This is a genomic window from Microbacterium sediminicola (genome assembly GCF_039531125.1).
GTDB lineage: Bacteria > Actinomycetota > Actinomycetes > Actinomycetales > Microbacteriaceae > Microbacterium > Microbacterium sediminicola.
In genome coordinates, this window is sequence record NZ_BAAAPL010000001.1 from 599225 (window position 1) to 618352 (window position 19128).

Genomic DNA, 19128 nt, shown 5'->3' on the forward strand with positions numbered 1-19128 from the left:
CCTGCGGTGAGCGTACGAATCATCATGGCTGGCCTCCTTTCACGGCTATCTGCGAGATGGAACGCTAGCGGTCGGGCTGGCTGCGCGTCAAGCGTTCTCTCAGAAATCGCGGATCTCCGGGCGTGTCGCAATGAGCGGTTGCCCGCTCGGCGCGCACGCGAGCCCGCGGGTCCGGGGTAGCGTGGATCGATCCAGCCGGTGTCGGCCAACGGGGTGGGGGAGGACCAATGCACCTGAAGAGCGTCACGCTCAAGGGGTTCAAGTCGTTCGCCCAACCGACCACGTTCGCCTTCGAGCCGGGAGTGACGGCGATCGTCGGTCCGAACGGGTCGGGCAAATCGAATGTCGTTGATGCGCTTGCGTGGGTGATGGGCGAGCAGGGTGTCAAGACGTTGCGCGGCGGGAAGATGGAAGACGTCATCTTCGCCGGCACCTCGACGCGCGGTCCGCTCGGCCGCGCCGAGGTGCAGCTGACCATCGACAACAGCGATGGTGTGCTGCCCATCGAGTACAGCGAGGTCAGCATCAGTCGCACGCTGTTCCGCAACGGTGCGAGTGAGTATGCGATCAACGGCAGTACGTGCCGTCTTCTCGACGTGCAGGAGCTGCTCAGCGACTCCGGTCTCGGCCGTGAGATGCATGTGATCGTCGGGCAGGGTCGCTTGGACACCGTGTTGCAGGCCACCCCCGAGGACCGGCGCGGATTCATCGAAGAAGCCGCGGGCATCCTCAAGCATCGGCGACGCAAAGAGAAGACGGTTCGCAAGCTCGAGGCCATGGAAGCCAATCTCACGCGCGTGAGCGATCTGGCCGGGGAGCTGCGGCGACAGCTGAAGCCGCTGGGCCGTCAGGCCGAGGTGGCGCGTGAGGCGGCGACGATCGCCGCGGAAGTGCGCGACGCCAAGGCACGCCTGCTCGCTGATGACCTCGTCGCGCTGCGCACGCAGCTCGGAGATCATGCGCGCTCCGAACACGAGCACCACGCAGAGCAGGTCGTGCTGCAAGATCGCCTCGACCAGGTGCGGGTGCGCGTCGCCCAGCTGGAGGCCGATCAGCGGTCCGAGGCGGTGGATGCCGCACAGGCGGTGCTGTTCTCACTGGAACGTGTGCAGGAAAGGCTGCGCGGACTCTATTCGCTGGCCGGCCAGCGACTCACCCTCCTGTCCGAGGCGGACGAGCAGGACCAGGTCGGCGTGTCGACGGTGTCGGCCGCGATGATCGAGGACGCGCGCTCAGAGATCGACGAGATCGCCGAAGGGCTCGGCGCCGCCGAAGAGGCTGTCCTCGCCGCCGCCCGCGAGGTGGTGCGAGCCCGAGGCGAGCTGGACGCCCTCGACTCCGACATCTCGGCGCAGAGTGCGCTGGTCTCGGAACACGACATGAGGATCACGGCGCTGCGAGGATCGGCGGAGGCGGCGGCATCCGCGCTGTCGGCAGTGCAGAGCGCGGTGGAGCGCCAACAGGGCGCGCTCGATAGTGCCCTGTCGCGCCGCGAACAGACTGCGGCCGATCTTGCCGGGCTCGACCCGGATGTCGTGCCGCAGGGGGACGCGGCCGAGCATGCCGCGGAGTACGAGCGGGCGCAGCAGCATGCCAATGCGCTCGAGGGTGAGGTCGCCTCGCTGCGAGAGCGTCTGCATGCGGCCGAGCGCGAGTCCGAGGCGTTGACGGCCCAGACCAGGGCTCTTGGTCGAGCGCTCGACGTCAAGAGCGCTGCCGCTGACCTCATCGCGGAGGGAGCCGCGGGAGTGCGCGGCCTCGTCGGCGACGCGGTGCAGGTCACACCCGGCTACGAGGCGGCGATCGCAGCCGTGCTGGGTGTCATGGCTGAGGGCGTCTTGGTCGATACGGCCGACGACGGGTTCGCGCTCGCGGCGGACGTCGGCGGCGCGAATCGAGGCACGGTCGACATCGTCATCGCCGACGCCGGGCACGGCGCGCGTCCGGTCGGCGCGATCGGCGACCTCCGCCCCGCCGCAGAGGTGGTCACCGGCCCGGACGGCGTCCGCTCCCTGCTCATGCACGTTCTTGTCGCAGAGTCACTGGATGAGGTTCGAGCGCATCAGAAGCGGCTGTCGGATGTGGGCTCGGCGCTGACCGTCGTCACCCGCGCCGGTGAGATCTTCACCGGCGCCACTCTGCGCGCCGGCACCGGGTCATCCCGCTCTCGTCTGGAACTCGTCGCCGAGCGGGACGCTGCCGCTGAACGTCGGGACGAGCTGGTGGTGGTGGTCGATTCGCTGCGCGAGGGGCTGACAGATGCCAGCGCGAAGCTGTCCCACGCGAAGGAGCAGACGCGCGCGGCCCTGACTCGGCTGCGCGAGTTCGATGCGGCGGTCGCCGCCCACGCCGAGCAGGTCAACCGCGCGACTGTGCGTCACGAGTCCGCCGTCGCCGAGTGTGATCGGCTCGCGGCAGGCTTGGCCCAGGCGCAGGCGGCCGTCGAGGAGGCGATGGATGCGGCCCGCACTACCCAAGCGCAGCTGCAGCACGCGCTGGAGGCGCCTCGGCCGATCCTGGATGCCTCCGCGCGTGACGGGCTGCTGGCAGCGCTCGAGGCGGCGCGCGAGGGGGAGATGCGCGCTCGTCTCGACGTCGAGACACTTCGCGAACGCGTTCGTGCGGGAACGACACGCGTCGAGCAGCTCGAGCGTCAGCGCGAGCGGGAGCGCGCGGCGGCGGAAGAGGCCGCGCGGCGAGCCGTCATCAGGCGCCGTCAGCGGACGGTCGCCGCCGAGGTCACCGACGCTCTCCCGGCCGTGCTTGATTCCGTTGCGCGTTCGATCGCTGAGGCGCGGATCGAGCGCCAGGCCGCCGAGGCGGCCCGCAGCGCGATCACCACCGAGCTCGCGGCGTTGCGCGCCGAGGATGCGGGCATGCGCGAGCGGCTCGCGACGCTGACCGAGAACGTCCACGGCCTCGAGCTGCAGATGCACGAAAAGCGCCTCCACGCGACGAGCATCGTCGAGCGCGCGCGCTCCGAGCTCAGCCTTGAAGAAGACGTCCTCATCGCCGAATACGGACCTGATCAGCCGATCCTCCGTTCCGGAGAGGGGGAAGAACACATCGAGGAGTCGTACGACCGGCCGACGCAGAAGCGTCGGCTCCAGGAGGCCGAGCGCAAGCTCGCGCAGCTGGGGCGCGTCAACCCGCTCGCGCTGGAGGAGTTCGCCGCCCTCGAGCAGCGTCATACCTTCCTCACGGAGCAGCTTGCCGATCTGACCCGCACGCGCGCTGACCTGCTCACGATCATCGAAGAGCTCGACGAGCGGATGCAGTCGATCTTCTTGGCGGCCTTCGAAGATACGCGGGCGGCGTTCGACGATGTGTTCCCGATCCTGTTCCCCGGGGGGACGGGTTCGCTCACCCTCACCGATCCCGACAACCCCCTGACGACGGGCATCGAGGTATCGGTACGGCCGATCGGGAAGAAGATCGAACGGCTCTCGCTGCTCTCCGGCGGTGAGCGGTCGCTGGCGGCCGTCGCGCTTCTGACCGCGATCTTCAAGGCGCGTCCGAGCCCGTTCTACATCCTGGATGAAGTCGAGGCGGCTCTGGACGACGCGAATCTCGGGCGCCTCCTCGGCGTCTTCGAGCAGCTGCGCACATCGAGTCAGCTGATCGTCATCACCCACCAGAAACGCACGATGGAGATCGCCGACGCGCTCTACGGCGTCTCGATGCGGCAGGACGGTGTCTCAGCCGTCGTCGGCCAGCGCATCGCCGAGCGCGCCGCGAGCTGACCGTAGGCTGGAGTCATGGCGGAAAGCTCCTGGTCGCTCGGTCGCGCGCTGCGTGGCATGTTCGTCAAGCCCACGATCGACGAGACGACGTGGGACGATCTCGAGACGGCGCTCCTCACGGCCGACTTCGGTCCGGACATCACCGAACGCATCGTCGACGAGCTGCGCGAGAAGGTGGAGCGGTACCGCACGGAGGACCCGCGGGACCTTCAGCGGATGCTCCGCGAGACTCTCGAGGAGCACTTCGCCAAGTTCGACACGACCCTGAAGCTCACCGAGCGCCCGGCGGTGGTCCTCGTCGTCGGCGTCAACGGCGTCGGGAAGACGACGACGATCGGCAAGTTCGCGAACTTCCTCAAGCGCTATCAGCGCAGTGTCGTCGTGGGAGCTGCGGACACCTTCCGCGCCGCGGCGGTGGATCAGCTGGCGACCTGGGCGGAGCGCGGCGGTGCGCAGATCGTCCGTCCCCAGCAGGAGGGTCAGGATCCGGCATCCGTCGCCTTCCAGACGATCGACTTCGCCAAGCAGAACGGCATCGAGATCGTCCTGGTCGACACCGCCGGTCGCCTGCACACCAAGGGCGGGCTGATGGATGAGCTCACCAAGATCCGCCGGGTGATTGAGAAGCAGGCGCCCATCAGCGAGGTCCTGCTCGTTCTGGATGCCACGACCGGCCAGAACGGCGTCATGCAGGCCGAGGCGTTTCTCGAGCACGCCGGGGTGACCGGGCTCGTGCTCACCAAGCTGGACGGTTCTGCCAAGGGTGGTTTCGTGCTGGCGGTGCAGGAGCGCACCGGCATTCCCGTGAAGCTGCTCGGACAGGGCGAGGGCATCGGGGATCTGACCGGTTTCACCCCGCATGTGTTCGCATCCGCACTCGTGGATTGAGCACTCTCGGCGCGGGACTACCCGATCCGGGCGCGTGCTGGTTTCATGGGTTCATGGCGATCGAGCACGATTTCTTCGGCCTGCTGGAGTCAGGCCCCGACGGGTCGATCTTCTGGTCCGAGAACGTCGAGTTCGGCGATCAGTCGGTGACGGTCGATTTGACCGCGCCCGATCAGGACGACGTGTCGCAGGCTGCGCTCGATGTGGCCGCGGCTCTGGTGTCATCGATCGAGCTGATCGACCGCACGTCGCGTGAGGCCATGGTCTCTCAGCTGAGTGATCGCACGAGTGAGGTGACCGAGTACATCCTGCAGCAGCAGGAGGACTTGGGTGCGGAGATCGAGAACTTCTTCGTGGATGTCTCGGGTGACACCCACATCGACGTCATCAAGGCGCTGCAGTTCATGAGCATGACGATTCTCGCCGACGAACACGGGGGAGATGACCCGTTCGCCGTGCTGGAGTACGCGCTCGATCCGGACGCGACCGATGACGTGCTGCTGGTGAACCTGTCTTCGGATGGATCGGTGTTGTCGGTCACCAGCGCCGACTGAGACGAACCTCGCGCCGACTCAGACCGCCTGGGCGAAGCTGAGCCCCTCGCGCGCGATGTCATCCGCCAGGTGCGCGAGGTTCTCGGGGATGTCGCGACCCTTCGAGACCATCGACTGGGCCCACAGACGCCCGGCCCGATACGACGAGCGCACCAGCGGACCCGCCAGTACGCCGAGGAAGCCGATGCGCTCCGCCTCGGCTTTGAACGCGACGAACTCGTCCGGCTTGACCCACCGCGCCACCGGCAGGTGACGCGGGGACGGGCGCAGGTACTGGGTGATCGTGATGATGTCGGTGCCGGCATCCCGCAGATCCTGAAGAGCCTGCACAACCTCCTCGGGATCCTCTCCCATGCCCAGGATCAGATTCGACTTGGTGATCAGACCCGCATTGCGGGCCTGGGTCAACACATCGAGTGAACGCTCGTACCGGAAAGCCGGACGGATGCGCTTGAAGATGCGGGGCACGGTCTCGACGTTGTGCGCGAACACCTCGGGGCGCGCGGCGAATACCTCGTCCAGCAGCCGCGGCTCGCCGTTGAAGTCGGTCGCCAGCAGCTCGACGCCGGTACCGGGGTTCGTCGCGTGGATCTGGCGGACGGTCTCGGCATTCAGCCATGCGCCGCCGTCAGGCAGGTCGTCGCGTGCGACGCAGGTCACGGTCGCATAGCGCAGCTGCATTCGCTGCACACTCTCGGCGACCCGGCGCGGCTCATCCGTGTCGTAGTCCGCGGGTTTGCCGGTGTCGATCTGGCAGAAGTCGCACCGGCGGGTGCACTGCGATCCGCCGATGAGGAAGGTCGCCTCCCGGTCCTCCCAACACTCGTAGATGTTGGGGCAGCCGGCCTCCTGGCACACCGTGTGCAATCCCTCGCCCTTCACGAGGTTCTGCAGCTGTGTGTACTCCGGCCCCATCTTGGCCTTCGTCCGGATCCACTCGGGCTTGCGCTCGATGGGGGTCTGGGCGTTGCGGATCTCCAGCCGCAGGAGCTTTCGTCCCTCGGGCGCGGTCTGCGACTCGTTGATCGGGCCGGTTCCGCAGGAGCTCACGCCGCGACCCCCGCGTACTCATCGGCGAAGCGCGACACGACGGTGTCCAGGATGTCGCGCGGCGCGACATCGGCTCCGACGATCTCGCTGACCGTTGTGACCCCGGCGTCGGTGATGCCGCACGGGATGATCCCGCGGAATCCTGCGAGCGTGTTGTTGCAATTGATCGCGAACCCGTGCATCGTGACGCCGCGCTGCACCCGCACCCCGATCGCTGCGACCTTGTCCTCCGACAGTGGGCGCCGCACCCAGACGCCGGATCGCCCTTCCACCTGGTAGCCGTCGACGCCGTGCACCGCGAGCGCCGATATGAGGAGCCGCTCGAGGCGTCGGACGTGGGCGACGACATCCACCGGCTCGGCAAGCCTCACGATGGGATACCCGACGAGCTGGCCCGGGCCGTGCCAGGTGATCTTTCCACCGCGGTCGACGTCCACGACCGGAGTGCCGTCGGTGGGACGTTCCTGTGGCTCCGTCCGTTTTCCCGCGGTGTACACGGCCTCGTGCTCAAGGAGCAAAAGCGTGTCGGGACGGGTCCCGGCGAGGACATCCGCGTGGACTTCTCGCTGCAGATCCCAGCCCCGCTGATAGGGGACGAAATCAGGGTTGAGACCGGCGATACGGATGTCGAGCACGGGCTCGCCTCCTGGGATCGGGGGTGGATGCGGCGCAGATAGATGCACTGCGTCCAACAATACGCCCGCTCGGCATGACGACGGCGCACCGTACGCTGAGGGGGTGAGTGTCGGACGTCCCCGCGCGTCCTCGCGCGAGGTCCTCGCCGAGGCGGCGTGCGAGCTGTTTCTCGAGCGGGGCTTCGTATCGACCTCCCTCTCGCAGATCGCAAGCCGTGCGGGAGTCAGCCGTTCGAGCTTCTTCAACTACTTCGACTCCAAGTCCGACATCCTGTGGGCCGGATTCGATGAACGCATGCGGGCGACGGCCGCCGCGCTGGCCGCGGGGCGCGGGGTCTCCCAGAGCCTGACCGAGTTCGCCGACGGATTCACGCCCGACGGCCTCTCGCTCGCCATCGTCCACGCCGCGCCGATGGGCCTGGAGGAGGAACTAGAGCGCGAACGCGCTATCCGCCAGCTGCGCCTGGCGCGTCTGATCGCGCCGCATCTCGACGATGCCGTGTCCGATCCGCTCCGCTCAGAGGTCTTCGCGGCCGCCCATGCGGCGGCCGTGTTCGCCGCGGTCTGGCAATGGGCACGGACCGGTGCCGGGACGACATCACTGCCGGATCTGCTAGCGCGCTCGCTGCTGACGGCATCGGAGGGCGGGACGACGGGAGCGCTCGCGTAGAATCGGACGATCATGGCAACCTTCGGCACGCTCTCCGATCGGCTCACCGAGACCTTCCGCAACCTTCGCACCAAGGGCAAGCTCACGCCCGCGGATGTGGACGGCACCGTCCGCGAGATCCGTCGCGCGCTTCTGGACGCGGACGTCGCCCTCCCGGTGGTCAAAGACTTCACCGCCAAGGTGCGCGAGCGCGCGCTGGGCGATGAGGTCAGCAAGGCGCTGAACCCGGCGCAGCAGGTCGTGCAGATCGTCAATGAAGAGCTCGTGGCGATCCTCGGTGGGCAACAGCGCCGCCTCGAGTTCGCGAAGAACCCGCCGACGGTCATCATGCTCGCCGGCCTCCAGGGCTCGGGCAAGACGACTTTTGCCGGAAAGCTCGCGCACTCGCTCGAGAAGGAAGGGCACACTCCGCTCCTGGTCGCCTGTGACCTCCAGCGGCCCAATGCCGTGAATCAGCTGCAGGTCGTCGCGGAGCGTGCGGGGGCCGCGATCTACGCGCCCGAACCCGGCAATGGCGTGGGCAACCCCGTCAAGGTCGCCAAGGACGGTGTTGAGTTCGCGAAGCAGAAGCAGCACGACATCGTCATCATCGACACCGCCGGCCGGTTGGGCGTGGATGCCGACCTGATGAAGCAGGCGGCCGACATCCGCGCAGCGACGAATCCCGACGAGGTGCTGTTCGTCATCGACGCGATGATCGGTCAGGACGCGGTCAACACGGCCAAGGCCTTCCAGGAGGGCGTCGACTTCACCGGCGTGGTCCTCTCCAAGCTCGACGGCGACGCGCGCGGTGGTGCCGCGCTCTCGGTCGCATCGGTCACGGGTCGCCCCATCATCTTCGCCTCCACCGGCGAGGGGCTCGAGGACCTCGAGCCGTTCCACCCGGATCGGATGGCCAGCCGGATCCTGGACCTCGGTGACATCCTCACCCTGATCGAGCAGGCGCAGCAGGCCTTCGACGAGGAAGAAGCCGCGAAGGTCGCCGAGAAGCTCGCCAAGGAGCAGTTCACGCTCGAGGACTTCCTCGATCAGATGCAGCAGCTCAAGAAGATGGGCTCGATGAAGAAGATGCTCGGGATGCTCCCGGGCATGGGTCAGATGAAGCAGCAGCTCGATGACTTCGACGAGCGCGAGATCGACCGCACCGAGGCCATCATCCGCTCGATGACCCCGATCGAGCGACGAAACCCCAAGATCCTCAACGGCTCCCGACGCTTGCGCATCGCGCGGGGATCGGGCATGACCGTCACCGACGTCAACCAGCTCGTGCAACGCTTCGACCAGGCCGCGAAGATGATGAAGACCGTCGCCCGCGGGGGAGTGCCCAACATCCCGGGCATGGGTCCGGTGCCGGGCGGTGGGCGCCCCGGGTCGTCGTCCAAGCGCGGCAAGCAGAAGAAGTCGCAGGGATCCCGCTCGGGCAACCCCGCCAAGCGCGCGGCCGAGAACGCCGGTATTTCGGCCCAGTCGGCGACGCCCTCGGGCTCGGGCTTCGGACTCGGCTCTGGTGGCGCCGCACCCAGCGAGGCCGACTTCGCCGAACTGCAGAAACTGCTCGGCAAGGGCTGAGTTGACGCGTCAGCGGATGCCGCGACCCCACACGATCAGCGGGGTGCGGGCGGCGTATGCGCGGTAGTCGTCGCCGAACGCCTCGACGAGGTAGCGCTGCTCGACATGCGCCTTCACGATGAGCACGGCCGCCAGCAGGAGCCAGACCACGATCAGTTCGATCCGTGCCCGCCAGAGGACCCACCCGGCAGATCCGGTGAGGATGCCGAGGTAGACGGGGTTGCGGGTCAGCCGGAAGACACCGGTCGTGCGCAGAGCAGCGCGATCGCGCGGTGCCACCCAGGGCACGATGTCGCGTCCGAGCGCCACGACACCCGCAGCCGCGAGTGCCAGACCGGCGATCGCAGCGATGACGGCCAGCGCCGTCATCCAGGGCATCGACCACAGCGGCGCACCGGGAAGAAGCAGCAGCGCGAGCAGCGTGAATTGGGCGATCACAAGCCAATCAGAGCGATGACGCACGGTTCACCTCGTGGCGCGGAGGTGGTCCCGGAGGGAAGGGCCCTCGCGGAACTCGCGGATGAGGTGATGCACGACCGCACGGAGGTCGCCCTCGTTCGCGTGGGCGCAGCGCAGCTGGCGTTCATAGCTCGCACCGCCGTCGATGATCGCGGTGAGCCCGGAGAACTCCTCGGCGCAGTCGAGCTGCTCCGCGATCGGGAACAGGTCACTGATGGTGTGGCGGATGTGGTCGCGGACCGGCCAGCTGGTACCGTCACGGTCCACGATGACCTCGGCATCCAACCCATAGCGGGCGGCGCGCCACTTGTTCTCGCGGAGGAACCACGGCTGGATGCCGTGCAGGTCTGCCCCCGCATCCAACAGCCGAGAGAAGTGCTCGACAAGAACCTGCACCAGCGCGGCGACGGCGGCCAACTCGGCGAGAGTGGACATGCCGTCGCATGCCCGTACCTCGATCGTTCCCCAGCGCGGCGCGGGGCGGATGTCCCAGCGCACCTCTGTCGCATCCACCATCACGCCCGTGCCGATCATGTCGTCCATGTAGGCCTCGAACTGCGACCAGTCCTCGAGCAGCCAGGGCAAGCCTGCGGTGGGCAGCTGCTGGAAGACCAGCGCGCGATTGGAGGCGTAACCGGTACGTTCGCCGGCCCAGAACGGACTCGAGGCCGACAACGCCTGGAGGTGGGGGAGGTAGGTGGACAGAGCGCGGATCAAGGGGAACACCTTCGTGACGTCTTCGACCCCCACGTGCACGTGGATGCCCCAGATCATCATGTTCCGCCCCCACCACTGGGTGCGTTCGATGAGCGAGTGATACCGATTCTTGTCCGTCACCTGCTGGTCGTACCACTGGGCGAAGGGATGGCTGCCGGCACAGAGCAGACCGACACTCCGCGGCTCGGTGGCCGTGCGTAGCGTGCGCACCCCCGCCTCGATGTCGTCGACGGCGTCGGCCACGGTGCGTCCCACGCCGCTGGTGACCTCGATCGTATTCGTGAGCAGTTCACCGGTCAGTGTGAAGTTCTCGGTGGCGCTCGCGCGCTCGATGTCGGCGAGGATCTCGGGTGCGCGCGGCACGAGCTGCCCCGAAGCCTCGTCGGCGAGCATCAACTCCCACTCAAGGCCGACCGTCGAGCGGGCAGAGTCCGCGAACGCGAGCGCCATGCGCACAGTCTGACACGTGACGCGGCGACGGATCCGAGCGGCGTCAGTGTGAGCCGAGCTCGATGAGGAGCACCCCCGCCGCGATCGCGACGACCCCGAGACCCATCACCCAGGTGAACGGTTCCTTGAACAGGATGCGCGCCAGGATCGCCGTGAGGGCCACGCCGCTGGCGGCCCACACGCCGTAGGCGACCCCTACCGGCATCCCATTCTCCAGACACAAGAACAGCAGCGTGAAGGACACGAGATACGCACCGATGACCGGTGCGATCCACACCGGCTTGCGGAAGCCCTCGGACGCGCGCAGCGACATCGTTCCTGCGACTTCGAGCACGATCGCGCCCGCGAGAAGAAGCCAGGTCATGATGCTGTGTCCTTCGCCGTCGCCCGCGGGGTCTCGCCGCGGGCCGAGCCGATCTCGACGAGCAGCACGCCGCCGATAACGATCACAATCCCGAGCCCCATCATCCAGGTCAGCGCATCGCCGAAGAGGACCCATGCCAAAACCGCCGTGAGCGCGACACCGCACGCGGCCCAAATGCCATAGCTCACACCGATCGGGGCGCCGGCGCGCAGGAGCAGTGTCAGTGCGACGAATGCGCCCGCGTAGCCGACCACGACCAGGATGAACCACAGCGGATCGTCCACCGCGAGCCTCAGCGAGAGCGTCCCGGTCACCTCCAGGATGATGGCGGCGAGGAGATAGAGCCACTTGGTCATGCGTGAACCTCAGGTTTTGCGTGCGGGGAACGGCCTTCCACGGTAGCGAACAGTCATGACGCGCCGCTGCTGTCGTCATGGTTTCGTTCCTCACCGCGACATCTGGCAGAATAGAGGGTCGGACGGCGCACTCGACCCTCTATCCAGTGCCGCCTCCTCCTTTTGAGCTTCCGCCGGGTGTGCACCCCACGCTCCAGGCGTCCGGTTCGTTCGCATCGACCCCACAGGAGAATCGTGGCTGTCAAGATCCGTCTCAAGCGTCTCGGTAAGATCCGTGCGCCCTACTACCGCATCGTCGTCGCCGACTCGCGCACCAAGCGCGATGGTCGTGTCATCGAGGAGATCGGCAAGTACCACCCGACCGAGGAGCCCTCGTTCATCGAGGTCGACTCCGAGCGTGCGCAGTACTGGCTGAGTGTCGGTGCCCAGCCGACCGAGCAGGTGCTCGCGATCCTCAAGATCACGGGTGACTGGGGCACCTACAAGGGCGAGAAGGGCGCCGCCTCGACCCTCAAGACCGCCGAGGCGAAGGCCGCCTTCGAGGCCGACTCCACCAAGAAGTCGGTCATCAAGCCCAAGGCCGAGAAGAAGGCCGAAGAGGCCCCGGCCGAGGCAGAGGCCGAGGCCGCTGCCGAAGAGACCGTCGAGGCGTAATCCTCGTGCTGGCTGCTGCGCTCGAGCACGTCGTCAAGGGGATCGTCGATCACCCCGATGACGTGCGGATCCTGTCTTCCGACACCCCGCGGGGTGAGGTCCTCGAGGTGCACGTGCACCAGGACGACCGCGGACGGGTGATCGGGCGCGGCGGCCGCACCGCCAAGGCGCTGCGCACCGTTGTCGGTGCGCTCGCCGACGGCCGCCGCGTGCGGGTCGACGTCGCGGACGACTGACGTGGCCGAGTCCGAAGGGCGAGCGCTGCCGCCCCGATCGGCCAAGACGCAGTTGCGCGTCGGCCGACTCGTGAAGGCGCACGGGCTGAAGGGTGCGCTCAAGCTTGAGCTGTACACCGACGACCCCGAGGGGCGCTTCACGCCCGGTGCCACCTTCACGCTGCAGGTCCCGGAGTCCTCTCCCTGGCACGGCAAGCCGCTGATCGTCCGCGAATTCAAATGGATGAACTCGCACCCCGTCGCGTTCTTCGAGGATGTCGAGGACCGCACCGCGGCCGAGTCGCTCGTGCGGGCCATCCTGTGGATCGATCAGGATGCCGAAGCCAGCCCGGCCGAGGACGACGCCTGGTTCGATCATCAGCTGGTCGGACTCGAGGTCGTGCGTGAGGGGAGTTCCATCGGGCGGGTGATCCGAGTGGACCACCTCCCGGCGCAGGACCTGCTCGTCGTGCGCACGGCCACTGGCGCGGAGATTCTCGTCCCCTTCGTCAAGGCGATCGTGCCCGAGGTGGATCCGGTCGCCGGGCGGGTGGTCGTGACGCCCCCGGCGGGGCTGTTCGAGGACCTTCCCGAGGACGAGCCTGTCGCTCCGACGCCGAATCCCGACGTCGCCGAGGACTGACGTGCGCGTCGACGTCGTCACGATCTTCCCGAGCTTCTTCGATGTGCTCGGGGTCTCCCTGCTCGGCAAAGCGCGTGAGCGCGGCATCCTCGACGTGCGGGTCCACGACCTGCGCGCGTGGACGCACGATCGACATCGCACCGTCGATGACACCCCCTACGGTGGCGGCGCCGGCATGGTGATGAAGCCCGAACCCTGGGGTGAGGCGCTGGATGCCATCGCGACCGATGCCGGTGCCGATGCTGCGCCGACGTTCATTTTCCCGTCGCCCGCGGGTGAGGTGTTCACGCAATCACTCGCGCGCGAACTCGTGCAGGAGCCCCACCTCGTCTTCGGCTGCGGTCGCTACGAAGGCATCGACGAGCGCGTCTTCGAAGAGGCGGCGGTCCGAGGCCGGGTGCGACTGATCAGTCTCGGGGACTACGTCCTCAACGGCGGAGAGGTCGCCGCGATGGCGATGATCGAGGCCATCGGCCGCCTCATCCCCGGCGTCGTCGGCAATCCGGACAGCCTCGTCGAGGAGTCGCACGAGGAAGGTTTGCTCGAGTACCCCTCATACACGAAGCCCGCGCACTGGCGAGGGCGCTCGGTCCCCGAGATCTTGCTGTCGGGCAACCACGGTGCGATCGCCGCGTGGCGACACCAGCAGCAGGTGGAGCGCACTCGTGCGCGCCGACCCGACCTGCTGCCGGACGAGACCGTCTGAATCCCGCTGCCGGTCACCGCCGCGTTACGTACAGGAAACCCGGGCGGTGCCCACGCACGGCAGGATGGGGACGGAACCAGTCTCGAAGGGACCCCTCATGCGCCGTGCCAAGATCGTTGCCACTCTCGGTCCCGCCACCTCCGACTACGCCGTCGTCGAGAACCTCGTGCGCGCGGGCTTGGACATCGCGCGTCTCAACATGAGCCACGGCGAGTACGCAGTCCATGAGCGGTCGTACGCGAACATCCGCAAGGCGGCGGATGCCACGGGCCGAGCCGTCGGCATCCTGGCGGACCTGCAGGGTCCGAAGATCCGCCTCGGCCGCTTCGCCGACGGGCCCCACGTCCTGGAGCCGGGCGACGTCTTCACGATCACGACCGAGGATGTCGTGGGCACCAAAGAGATCGTGGGGACGACTTTCCCGCAGCTGGCCGCCGATGTGAAGGCCGGGGACACCCTGCTGATCGACGACGGCAAGGTCCGTGTCACCGTGCTCGACACCGACGGCGTGCGCGTGCGCACCGAGGTGGTCGTCGGTGGTCCGGTCTCCAACAACAAGGGGTTGAATCTCCCGGGCGTCGCGGTGAGCGCGCCGGCTCTCAGCGCCAAGGACGAGGAAGACCTGCGCTGGGCGCTCGCTCTCGGCGTCGACATGGTCGCCCTGTCGTTCGTGCGCTCGCCCAAGGATGCCCAGCGTGTGCGGGTGATCATGGCCGAAGAGGACCGGCGCGTGCCTGTCATCGCAAAGATCGAGAAGCCGGAGGCGGTGGAGAACCTTCAGGAGATCATCGATGCCTTCGACGGTGTGATGGTCGCGCGCGGCGATCTGGGCGTCGAGCTGCCGTTGGAGACGGTGCCGATCGTGCAGAAGCGCGCCATCGAGATGGCCCGACGCTGGGCCAAGCCCGTGATCGTGGCGACCCAGATGCTCGAGTCGATGATCGAGAACCCGGTGCCCACGAGGGCAGAGACCTCGGATGTCGCCAACGCCGTCCTCGACGGCGCGGACGCGGTCATGCTCTCCGGTGAGACGAGCGTCGGCGCCCACCCGGTCACTGTCGTCGAGACGATGGCCCGCATCATCTCCTCGACGGAGGAGACCGGCTTGGAACGTGTCCCCGAGCTCGGGACGAAGCCGCGCACGCAAGGCGGCGCCCTGACCCTCGCGGCCGCGAAGATCGCGGATTTCGTGGATGCCAAGTACGTGTGCGTGTTCAGCCAGTCCGGCGACTCCGCCAAGCGGATGGCGCGGTTGCGTCACCACGTGCCGATCCTCGCGTTCACCGATCTGCCGAGCACACGATCGCGTCTCGCGCTCACCTGGGGCGTCGAGCCGTTCCTCGTCCCGCGGGCGACCTCGACCGACGGTTTGATCGAGCTTCTGGACCGCGTGCTCATCGAGTCGGGTCACGTGGTCCACGGAGACAAGGTCATCATGACCGCCGGTGCCCCTCCGGGGATCGCCGGGTCGACCAACAACGTGCGCGTGCACGTGGTCGGAGCCCTCGACGGCTCCTGATCGGTCGCGCTACCTTACGCCGAGGAATGCACGGTCTGTCAGCACGATCGGCCCTTCCTCGGTGATCGCGACCGTGTGCTCCGCGTGTGCTCCGCGTGACCCGTCGGCGCTGCGCAGAGTCCAGCCGTCGGCATCGGTCCGCAGCACATCGGTCGTCTGCAGAAACCACGGTTCGAGCGCCATGACGAGCCCGGGACGCAACGGGTAGCCGCGACCGGCGCGTCCATCGTTGGGAACGTGCGGGTCACCGTGCATGACCCGGCCCACGCCATGACCGCCGAAGTCCGTGTTGATCGACAGGCCCTCGCCGCGGGCGACCGCGGCGATCGCGGCCGAGATGTCGCCGATGCGGTTGCCCACCGTGGCCGCGGCGATCGCGGCATCCAGCGCGCGCTCGGTGGTGTCGATGAGGGCGAGATCCTCGTCGCGCGGGGTTCCGACCACGAAGGAGATCGCGGAGTCGGCGACCCACCCGTTGACCGAGACGGCAAAGTCCAGCGAGACGAGGTCACCGTCACGCAGGACGTAGTCGAAGGGGAGCCCGTGCAGGACCGCGTCGTTGATCGACGTGCAGATCACCTTCCCGAACGGGCTGGCGCCGAAGGACGGGTGGTAGTCGATGTAGCAGGATTCCGCGCCCGCTGCCCGGATCATCTCGTGCGCGCGCCGGTCGATGTCCAGCAGGTTCGTTCCGACGCGGGTCTCATCGCGCAGTGTCGCCAGCGTCTCGGCGACGAAACGCCCCGCTGGGCGCATCTCGTCGATCTCATCCGTTGTGCGCAGCTCGATCATCGGCATCCTCTCGTCGGACCCATTCTCCCGGATGTCGGGGCGACCGCGCGCCGGCGCTGGGAGGATGCCGAGCGTCGCCGGCGGCACAGCAGATGCATAAGCGGGAGGCGTAGCATCGAAGCATGTGGATCAGACGGGCGTTCTACGGCTGGCTCGTGCCGGCGGCCTTTCTGCTGCCCCTGTGGCTGTTCGTCGGCTGGATCGCCTTCAACGCGGGCGCGTGGGCGTTGCTGTGGGTCCTGTTCATCGCCGTCCCCTCGGTGTTGGTCGGTCAGCTTGTCCTTTCACTCCTGGTCCGCGCGCGACCGACTGTGCGCACCGAGCGTGCGGTGTCCTGGTGGGATGTCGCCGGGTTCGGGGTGTGGCACGCGCTCACGGTCGCACTGGGGTTCTACCCACAGGAGTGGTGGTTGCCGCTGTTCCTGGTGACCGTCGCGGTGGGCATCAGCCTCTTCTGGCTCATGCTGTGGCAGCTGTGGCGCGAAGCGAAGCCGGGCATGGTGAGCTTCCGCAGCTCGAGTGGCATGAGCTATACAAAGCCCGCCACGCCGCCGCCGGCTGCGCGCCCTCACGAAGTGATCGTCATCACCGAGCAGGAATCGCGAAGCTGACGGTTTGGTCCGTCGCCTTGCGCATGGCAGAATAGCTGTTTGTGCCTGAGACGATTCTGCCTCAGGGGAATCCGCCGTTGCTCGAACGTCACGGCGAAGGGCACGCCACTTCCTTTCCTTTTCACCCGCGGTCGACCTGTGGCGGCCGCAGAGAGTAGCGATCATGCAGATCCTCGACGCCGTCGACGCCGCATCCCTGCGGTCCGACATCCCCTCCTTCGGCCCCGGTGACACCGTCAAGGTGCACGTGAACATCACCGAAGGAAACCGCTCGCGCATCCAGGTGTTCCAGGGTGTCGTGATCTCCCGCGCCGGTGACGGCGTGCGCGAGACCTTCACCGTCCGCAAGATCAGCTTCCAGGTCGGCGTGGAGCGTACCTTCCCGGTGCACAGCCCCGTCATCGACAAGATCGAGGTCGTCACCCGTGGTGACGTCCGTCGCGCGAAGCTGTACTACCTGCGCGAGCTGCGGGGCAAGAAGGCCAAGATCAAGGAGAAGCGCGACAACTGACGCGTTTTCCTCACACGACAGCGCCTCGCGGGCATCTGCCCCGAGGCGCTGTTGTGTGCCCCGCGGCGACGAGGTCGTGGCGAACATATGACACCCTGAGAAGTGCGTCCGCGCGCTGCGGACCGATGGGACTTCGATGACATCCGACTCCGAGGCGGCGTCCGCTTCGCTCATGCCGCCCTCGGCACAGCGGCGACGCGCGCGCCGTGGCCCGTGGGTGTTCGTCCGCGACCTGCTGATCGTGATCCTCGTAGCGGTGCTGGTCTCGGCCATGGTCAAGGCGTTCCTCGTCCGGTCGTTCTACATCCCCTCGGGGTCGATGGAGAACACTCTGCAGATCAACGACCGGATCCTGGTCGATGAGCTCACTCCGACCTGGACCGGCTATCAGCGCGGTGACGTCGTCGTCTTCGAAGACCCCGGCGGGTGGCTTCCGGTCACACCTGTCATCGTGTCTTCGCCGATCGCGGAGGGAGTCGACTGGCTGCTGAGCCAGGTCGGTCTCTCGGTCTCGGACAGCGAGGACCATCTCGTCAAGCGTGTCATCGGAGTGGCCGGTGACCACGTCGTGTGCTGCAACGCCATCGGACAGCTCACGGTCAACGGCGTTCCGCTCGAGGAGCCCTACATCAAGCTCGCCGAGGGGCAGACCTCAGCCGACCCGTACGAGTTCGACATCGTCGTTCCCGACGACAGTCTGTGGGTGATGGGCGACAACCGCGACCACTCGCGGGACTCGCGTTACAACCAGGACCAGCCCACCAACGGGTTCGTCCCCGTGGACAACGTCGTGGGGCGCGCCTTCCTCATCACGTGGCCATTGGATCGCTTCGGGGTGATCAGCAGCTACCCCGAGGTCTTCGCCGGCGTCCCCGATCCGGACACCGCTGAATGACATCCGTCCCCCGCCTGACTCTTGAGCGCCGACTGCTGCGCGAGTACGACGCCGTGGTGTCGTGCGACGAAGTGGGGCGCGGGGCACTGGCGGGGCCAGTCGCCGTCGGGGCGACGGTGCTCGACGCGCGCGGAGCGCGCCGTCGGATTCCGGAGGGGCTGCGGGATTCCAAACTGGTGCCCGAGGGCAGACGAGCGGACCTCGCGGCGCGAGCGGCCGCGTGGGCGGGGGCCAGCGGCGTCGGGTGGGCGAGTGCCCAGGAGATCGACGAGGTCGGCATCATGCGAGCACTGGGATTGGCGAGTGCGCGCGCACTGGTCACGCTGCGAGAAGCCGGTGTCGCGTTGGACTCCGCCGTGATCGTGCTCGACGGCAACTACGACTACATCACGCCGGTGGAGCCCGGCCACACCGTCCGGGCGGTCGTCAAAGCCGACCGGGATTGCGCCGGGGCGGCCGCCGCATCGGTGATCGCCAAGGTGGCCCGCGACGCCGTCATGGTCGATCTGCATGAGCGGGCGCCCGTGTACCAGTGGGCCCGAAACAAGGGATATGCGAGCCCGGAGCATCGTGCCGCCATCAGTTCGCACGGGGTGAGCGTCCATCATCGACGGTCCTGGTCTATCGCGGATGCGCCGACGCTCTTCTGAGCACGCTGGCGCGATCGGCGAGCGTGCATGAGAGCGCACCTCGGCGCATAGACTGGAACCACCATGGATGACGAGGTCTTCGAGGACTACGACCGCGAACTGGAGCTGGCGCTCTACCGTGAATATCGCGATGTCGTTCTGCAGTTCCAGTATGTGATCGAGACCGAGCGCCGCTTCTATCTCGCCAATGACGTCAATGTCGTGCGCCGGGACACCGAACACGACTTCTATTTCGAGATCACGATGAACGACGTCTGGGTGTGGGACATCTACCGCGCCGATCGCTTCGTCAAGTCTGTGCGCGTGCTGACGTTCAAGGACGTCAACGTCGAAGAGCTGCAGCGTCGGGACTTCCAGCTTCCTGACGAGCTCTCGCTCGACAGCTGACATCGCCTCCTCCCCAACGCGCCACGACGCTGGTCGCCGCGCGCGCTGATCGTTTCCCGGCGATCCGGCTGTCGGTCGCGCCCACTCTGG

Annotated in this window: 22 protein-coding genes; 15 read left to right on the forward strand and 7 right to left on the reverse strand. The window is 67.4% G+C overall.

What is annotated here, in order from left to right:
* Positions 1 to 227 precede the first annotated feature (227 nt).
* The 3 genes from smc to ABD206_RS02685 are packed head-to-tail and all read left to right on the forward strand — an operon-like array spanning position 228 to position 5185.
* Positions 228 to 3743 (forward strand): chromosome segregation protein SMC, encoded by a 3516-nt coding sequence (gene smc / locus ABD206_RS02675; protein WP_344068880.1) that lies wholly within the window; start codon positions 228 to 230, stop codon positions 3741 to 3743.
* A 15-nt stretch (positions 3744 to 3758) separates the two neighbouring features.
* Positions 3759 to 4631, forward strand: coding sequence for a signal recognition particle-docking protein FtsY (gene ftsY / locus ABD206_RS02680; protein ID WP_344068883.1), 873 nt, complete (start codon positions 3759 to 3761; stop codon positions 4629 to 4631).
* Between the two features lie 53 nt (positions 4632 to 4684).
* Positions 4685 to 5185 (forward strand): DUF2004 domain-containing protein, encoded by a 501-nt coding sequence (locus ABD206_RS02685; protein ID WP_344068886.1) that lies wholly within the window; start codon positions 4685 to 4687, stop codon positions 5183 to 5185.
* A gap of 18 nt (positions 5186 to 5203) precedes the next feature.
* On the opposite strand, the gene lipA is transcribed toward ABD206_RS02685, so the two are convergent.
* A complete protein-coding gene (gene lipA, locus ABD206_RS02690; RefSeq protein WP_344068889.1) occupies positions 5204 to 6235 on the reverse strand; it encodes a lipoyl synthase in 1032 nt (343 codons plus the stop codon).
* On the reverse strand, positions 6232 to 6870 hold the full coding sequence (lipB, locus tag ABD206_RS02695; RefSeq protein WP_344068892.1) for a lipoyl(octanoyl) transferase LipB: 639 nt from the start codon (positions 6868 to 6870) through the stop codon (positions 6232 to 6234). Before lipB ends, lipA begins: the two co-directional genes overlap by 4 nt.
* Positions 6871 to 6973: 103 nt before the next feature.
* Here lipB and ABD206_RS02700 point away from each other — a divergent pair, with 103 nt between their 5' ends.
* Together ABD206_RS02700 and ffh are read left to right on the forward strand one after the other, a co-directional pair.
* Positions 6974 to 7540, forward strand: coding sequence for a TetR/AcrR family transcriptional regulator (locus ABD206_RS02700; protein WP_344068896.1), 567 nt, complete (start codon positions 6974 to 6976; stop codon positions 7538 to 7540).
* 12 nt (positions 7541 to 7552) lie between these two features.
* Positions 7553 to 9109: a signal recognition particle protein gene (gene ffh / locus ABD206_RS02705; protein WP_344068900.1), complete on the forward strand. Its 1557-nt coding sequence runs from the start codon at positions 7553 to 7555 to the stop codon at positions 9107 to 9109.
* Between the two features lie 9 nt (positions 9110 to 9118).
* Here the strand turns inward: ffh and ABD206_RS02710 are convergent, their stop codons facing one another.
* From ABD206_RS02710 to ABD206_RS02725, 4 genes are read right to left on the reverse strand one after another with little or no spacing between them, the layout of a single operon-like run.
* Entirely contained in the window at positions 9119 to 9571 is a 453-nt protein-coding gene (locus tag ABD206_RS02710) for a methyltransferase family protein (RefSeq protein WP_344068902.1), read from the reverse strand.
* A gap of 3 nt (positions 9572 to 9574) precedes the next feature.
* A complete protein-coding gene (locus ABD206_RS02715; RefSeq protein WP_344068905.1) occupies positions 9575 to 10735 on the reverse strand; it encodes a glutamate--cysteine ligase in 1161 nt (386 codons plus the stop codon).
* A 43-nt stretch (positions 10736 to 10778) separates the two neighbouring features.
* Complete coding sequence (locus ABD206_RS02720) at positions 10779 to 11099, reverse strand: DMT family transporter (protein ID WP_344068908.1); 321 nt, start codon at positions 11097 to 11099, stop codon at positions 10779 to 10781.
* Complete coding sequence (locus ABD206_RS02725) at positions 11096 to 11455, reverse strand: DMT family transporter (RefSeq protein WP_344068910.1); 360 nt, start codon at positions 11453 to 11455, stop codon at positions 11096 to 11098. The genes ABD206_RS02720 and ABD206_RS02725 overlap by 4 nt, the downstream gene beginning before the upstream one ends.
* A 234-nt stretch (positions 11456 to 11689) precedes the next feature.
* Between ABD206_RS02725 and rpsP the strand changes: the two genes are divergently transcribed.
* The 5 genes from rpsP to pyk all read left to right on the forward strand — a co-directional run bounded on the left by rpsP (position 11690) and on the right by pyk (position 15192).
* Positions 11690 to 12109, forward strand: a complete 420-nt coding sequence (rpsP, locus tag ABD206_RS02730; RefSeq protein ID WP_344068913.1) for a 30S ribosomal protein S16 — start codon at positions 11690 to 11692, stop codon at positions 12107 to 12109.
* A gap of 5 nt (positions 12110 to 12114) precedes the next feature.
* Complete coding sequence (locus ABD206_RS02735; protein WP_344068916.1) at positions 12115 to 12345, forward strand: RNA-binding protein; 231 nt, start codon at positions 12115 to 12117, stop codon at positions 12343 to 12345.
* Between the two features lies 1 nt (position 12346).
* Positions 12347 to 12967: a ribosome maturation factor RimM gene (rimM, locus tag ABD206_RS02740; protein WP_344068918.1), complete on the forward strand. Its 621-nt coding sequence runs from the start codon at positions 12347 to 12349 to the stop codon at positions 12965 to 12967.
* 1 nt (position 12968) lies between these two features.
* On the forward strand, positions 12969 to 13673 hold the full coding sequence (gene trmD / locus ABD206_RS02745; protein WP_344068920.1) for a tRNA (guanosine(37)-N1)-methyltransferase TrmD: 705 nt from the start codon (positions 12969 to 12971) through the stop codon (positions 13671 to 13673).
* Between the two features lie 97 nt (positions 13674 to 13770).
* Complete coding sequence (gene pyk / locus ABD206_RS02750; protein ID WP_344068923.1) at positions 13771 to 15192, forward strand: pyruvate kinase; 1422 nt, start codon at positions 13771 to 13773, stop codon at positions 15190 to 15192.
* Between the two features lie 9 nt (positions 15193 to 15201).
* On the opposite strand, the gene map is transcribed toward pyk, so the two are convergent.
* Positions 15202 to 15984, reverse strand: a complete 783-nt coding sequence (gene map / locus ABD206_RS02755) for a type I methionyl aminopeptidase (protein ID WP_344068926.1) — start codon at positions 15982 to 15984, stop codon at positions 15202 to 15204.
* A 122-nt stretch (positions 15985 to 16106) separates the two neighbouring features.
* On the opposite strand from map, the gene ABD206_RS02760 reads away from it, so the two are divergent.
* The 5 genes from ABD206_RS02760 (at position 16107) to ABD206_RS02780 (ending at position 19038) form a co-directional block, all read left to right on the forward strand.
* On the forward strand, positions 16107 to 16595 hold the full coding sequence (locus tag ABD206_RS02760) for an MFS transporter permease (RefSeq protein ID WP_344068929.1): 489 nt from the start codon (positions 16107 to 16109) through the stop codon (positions 16593 to 16595).
* A 163-nt stretch (positions 16596 to 16758) separates the two neighbouring features.
* On the forward strand, positions 16759 to 17106 hold the full coding sequence (rplS, locus tag ABD206_RS02765) for a 50S ribosomal protein L19 (protein WP_344068932.1): 348 nt from the start codon (positions 16759 to 16761) through the stop codon (positions 17104 to 17106).
* A gap of 136 nt (positions 17107 to 17242) precedes the next feature.
* Positions 17243 to 18001, forward strand: coding sequence for a signal peptidase I (lepB, locus tag ABD206_RS02770; protein ID WP_344068935.1), 759 nt, complete (start codon positions 17243 to 17245; stop codon positions 17999 to 18001).
* Positions 17998 to 18651, forward strand: a complete 654-nt coding sequence (locus ABD206_RS02775; RefSeq protein WP_344068937.1) for a ribonuclease HII — start codon at positions 17998 to 18000, stop codon at positions 18649 to 18651. Before lepB ends, ABD206_RS02775 begins: the two co-directional genes overlap by 4 nt.
* 63 nt (positions 18652 to 18714) lie before the next feature.
* A complete protein-coding gene (locus ABD206_RS02780) occupies positions 18715 to 19038 on the forward strand; it encodes a DUF2469 family protein (RefSeq protein ID WP_344068940.1) in 324 nt (107 codons plus the stop codon).
* Positions 19039 to 19128: the final 90 nt, after the last annotated feature.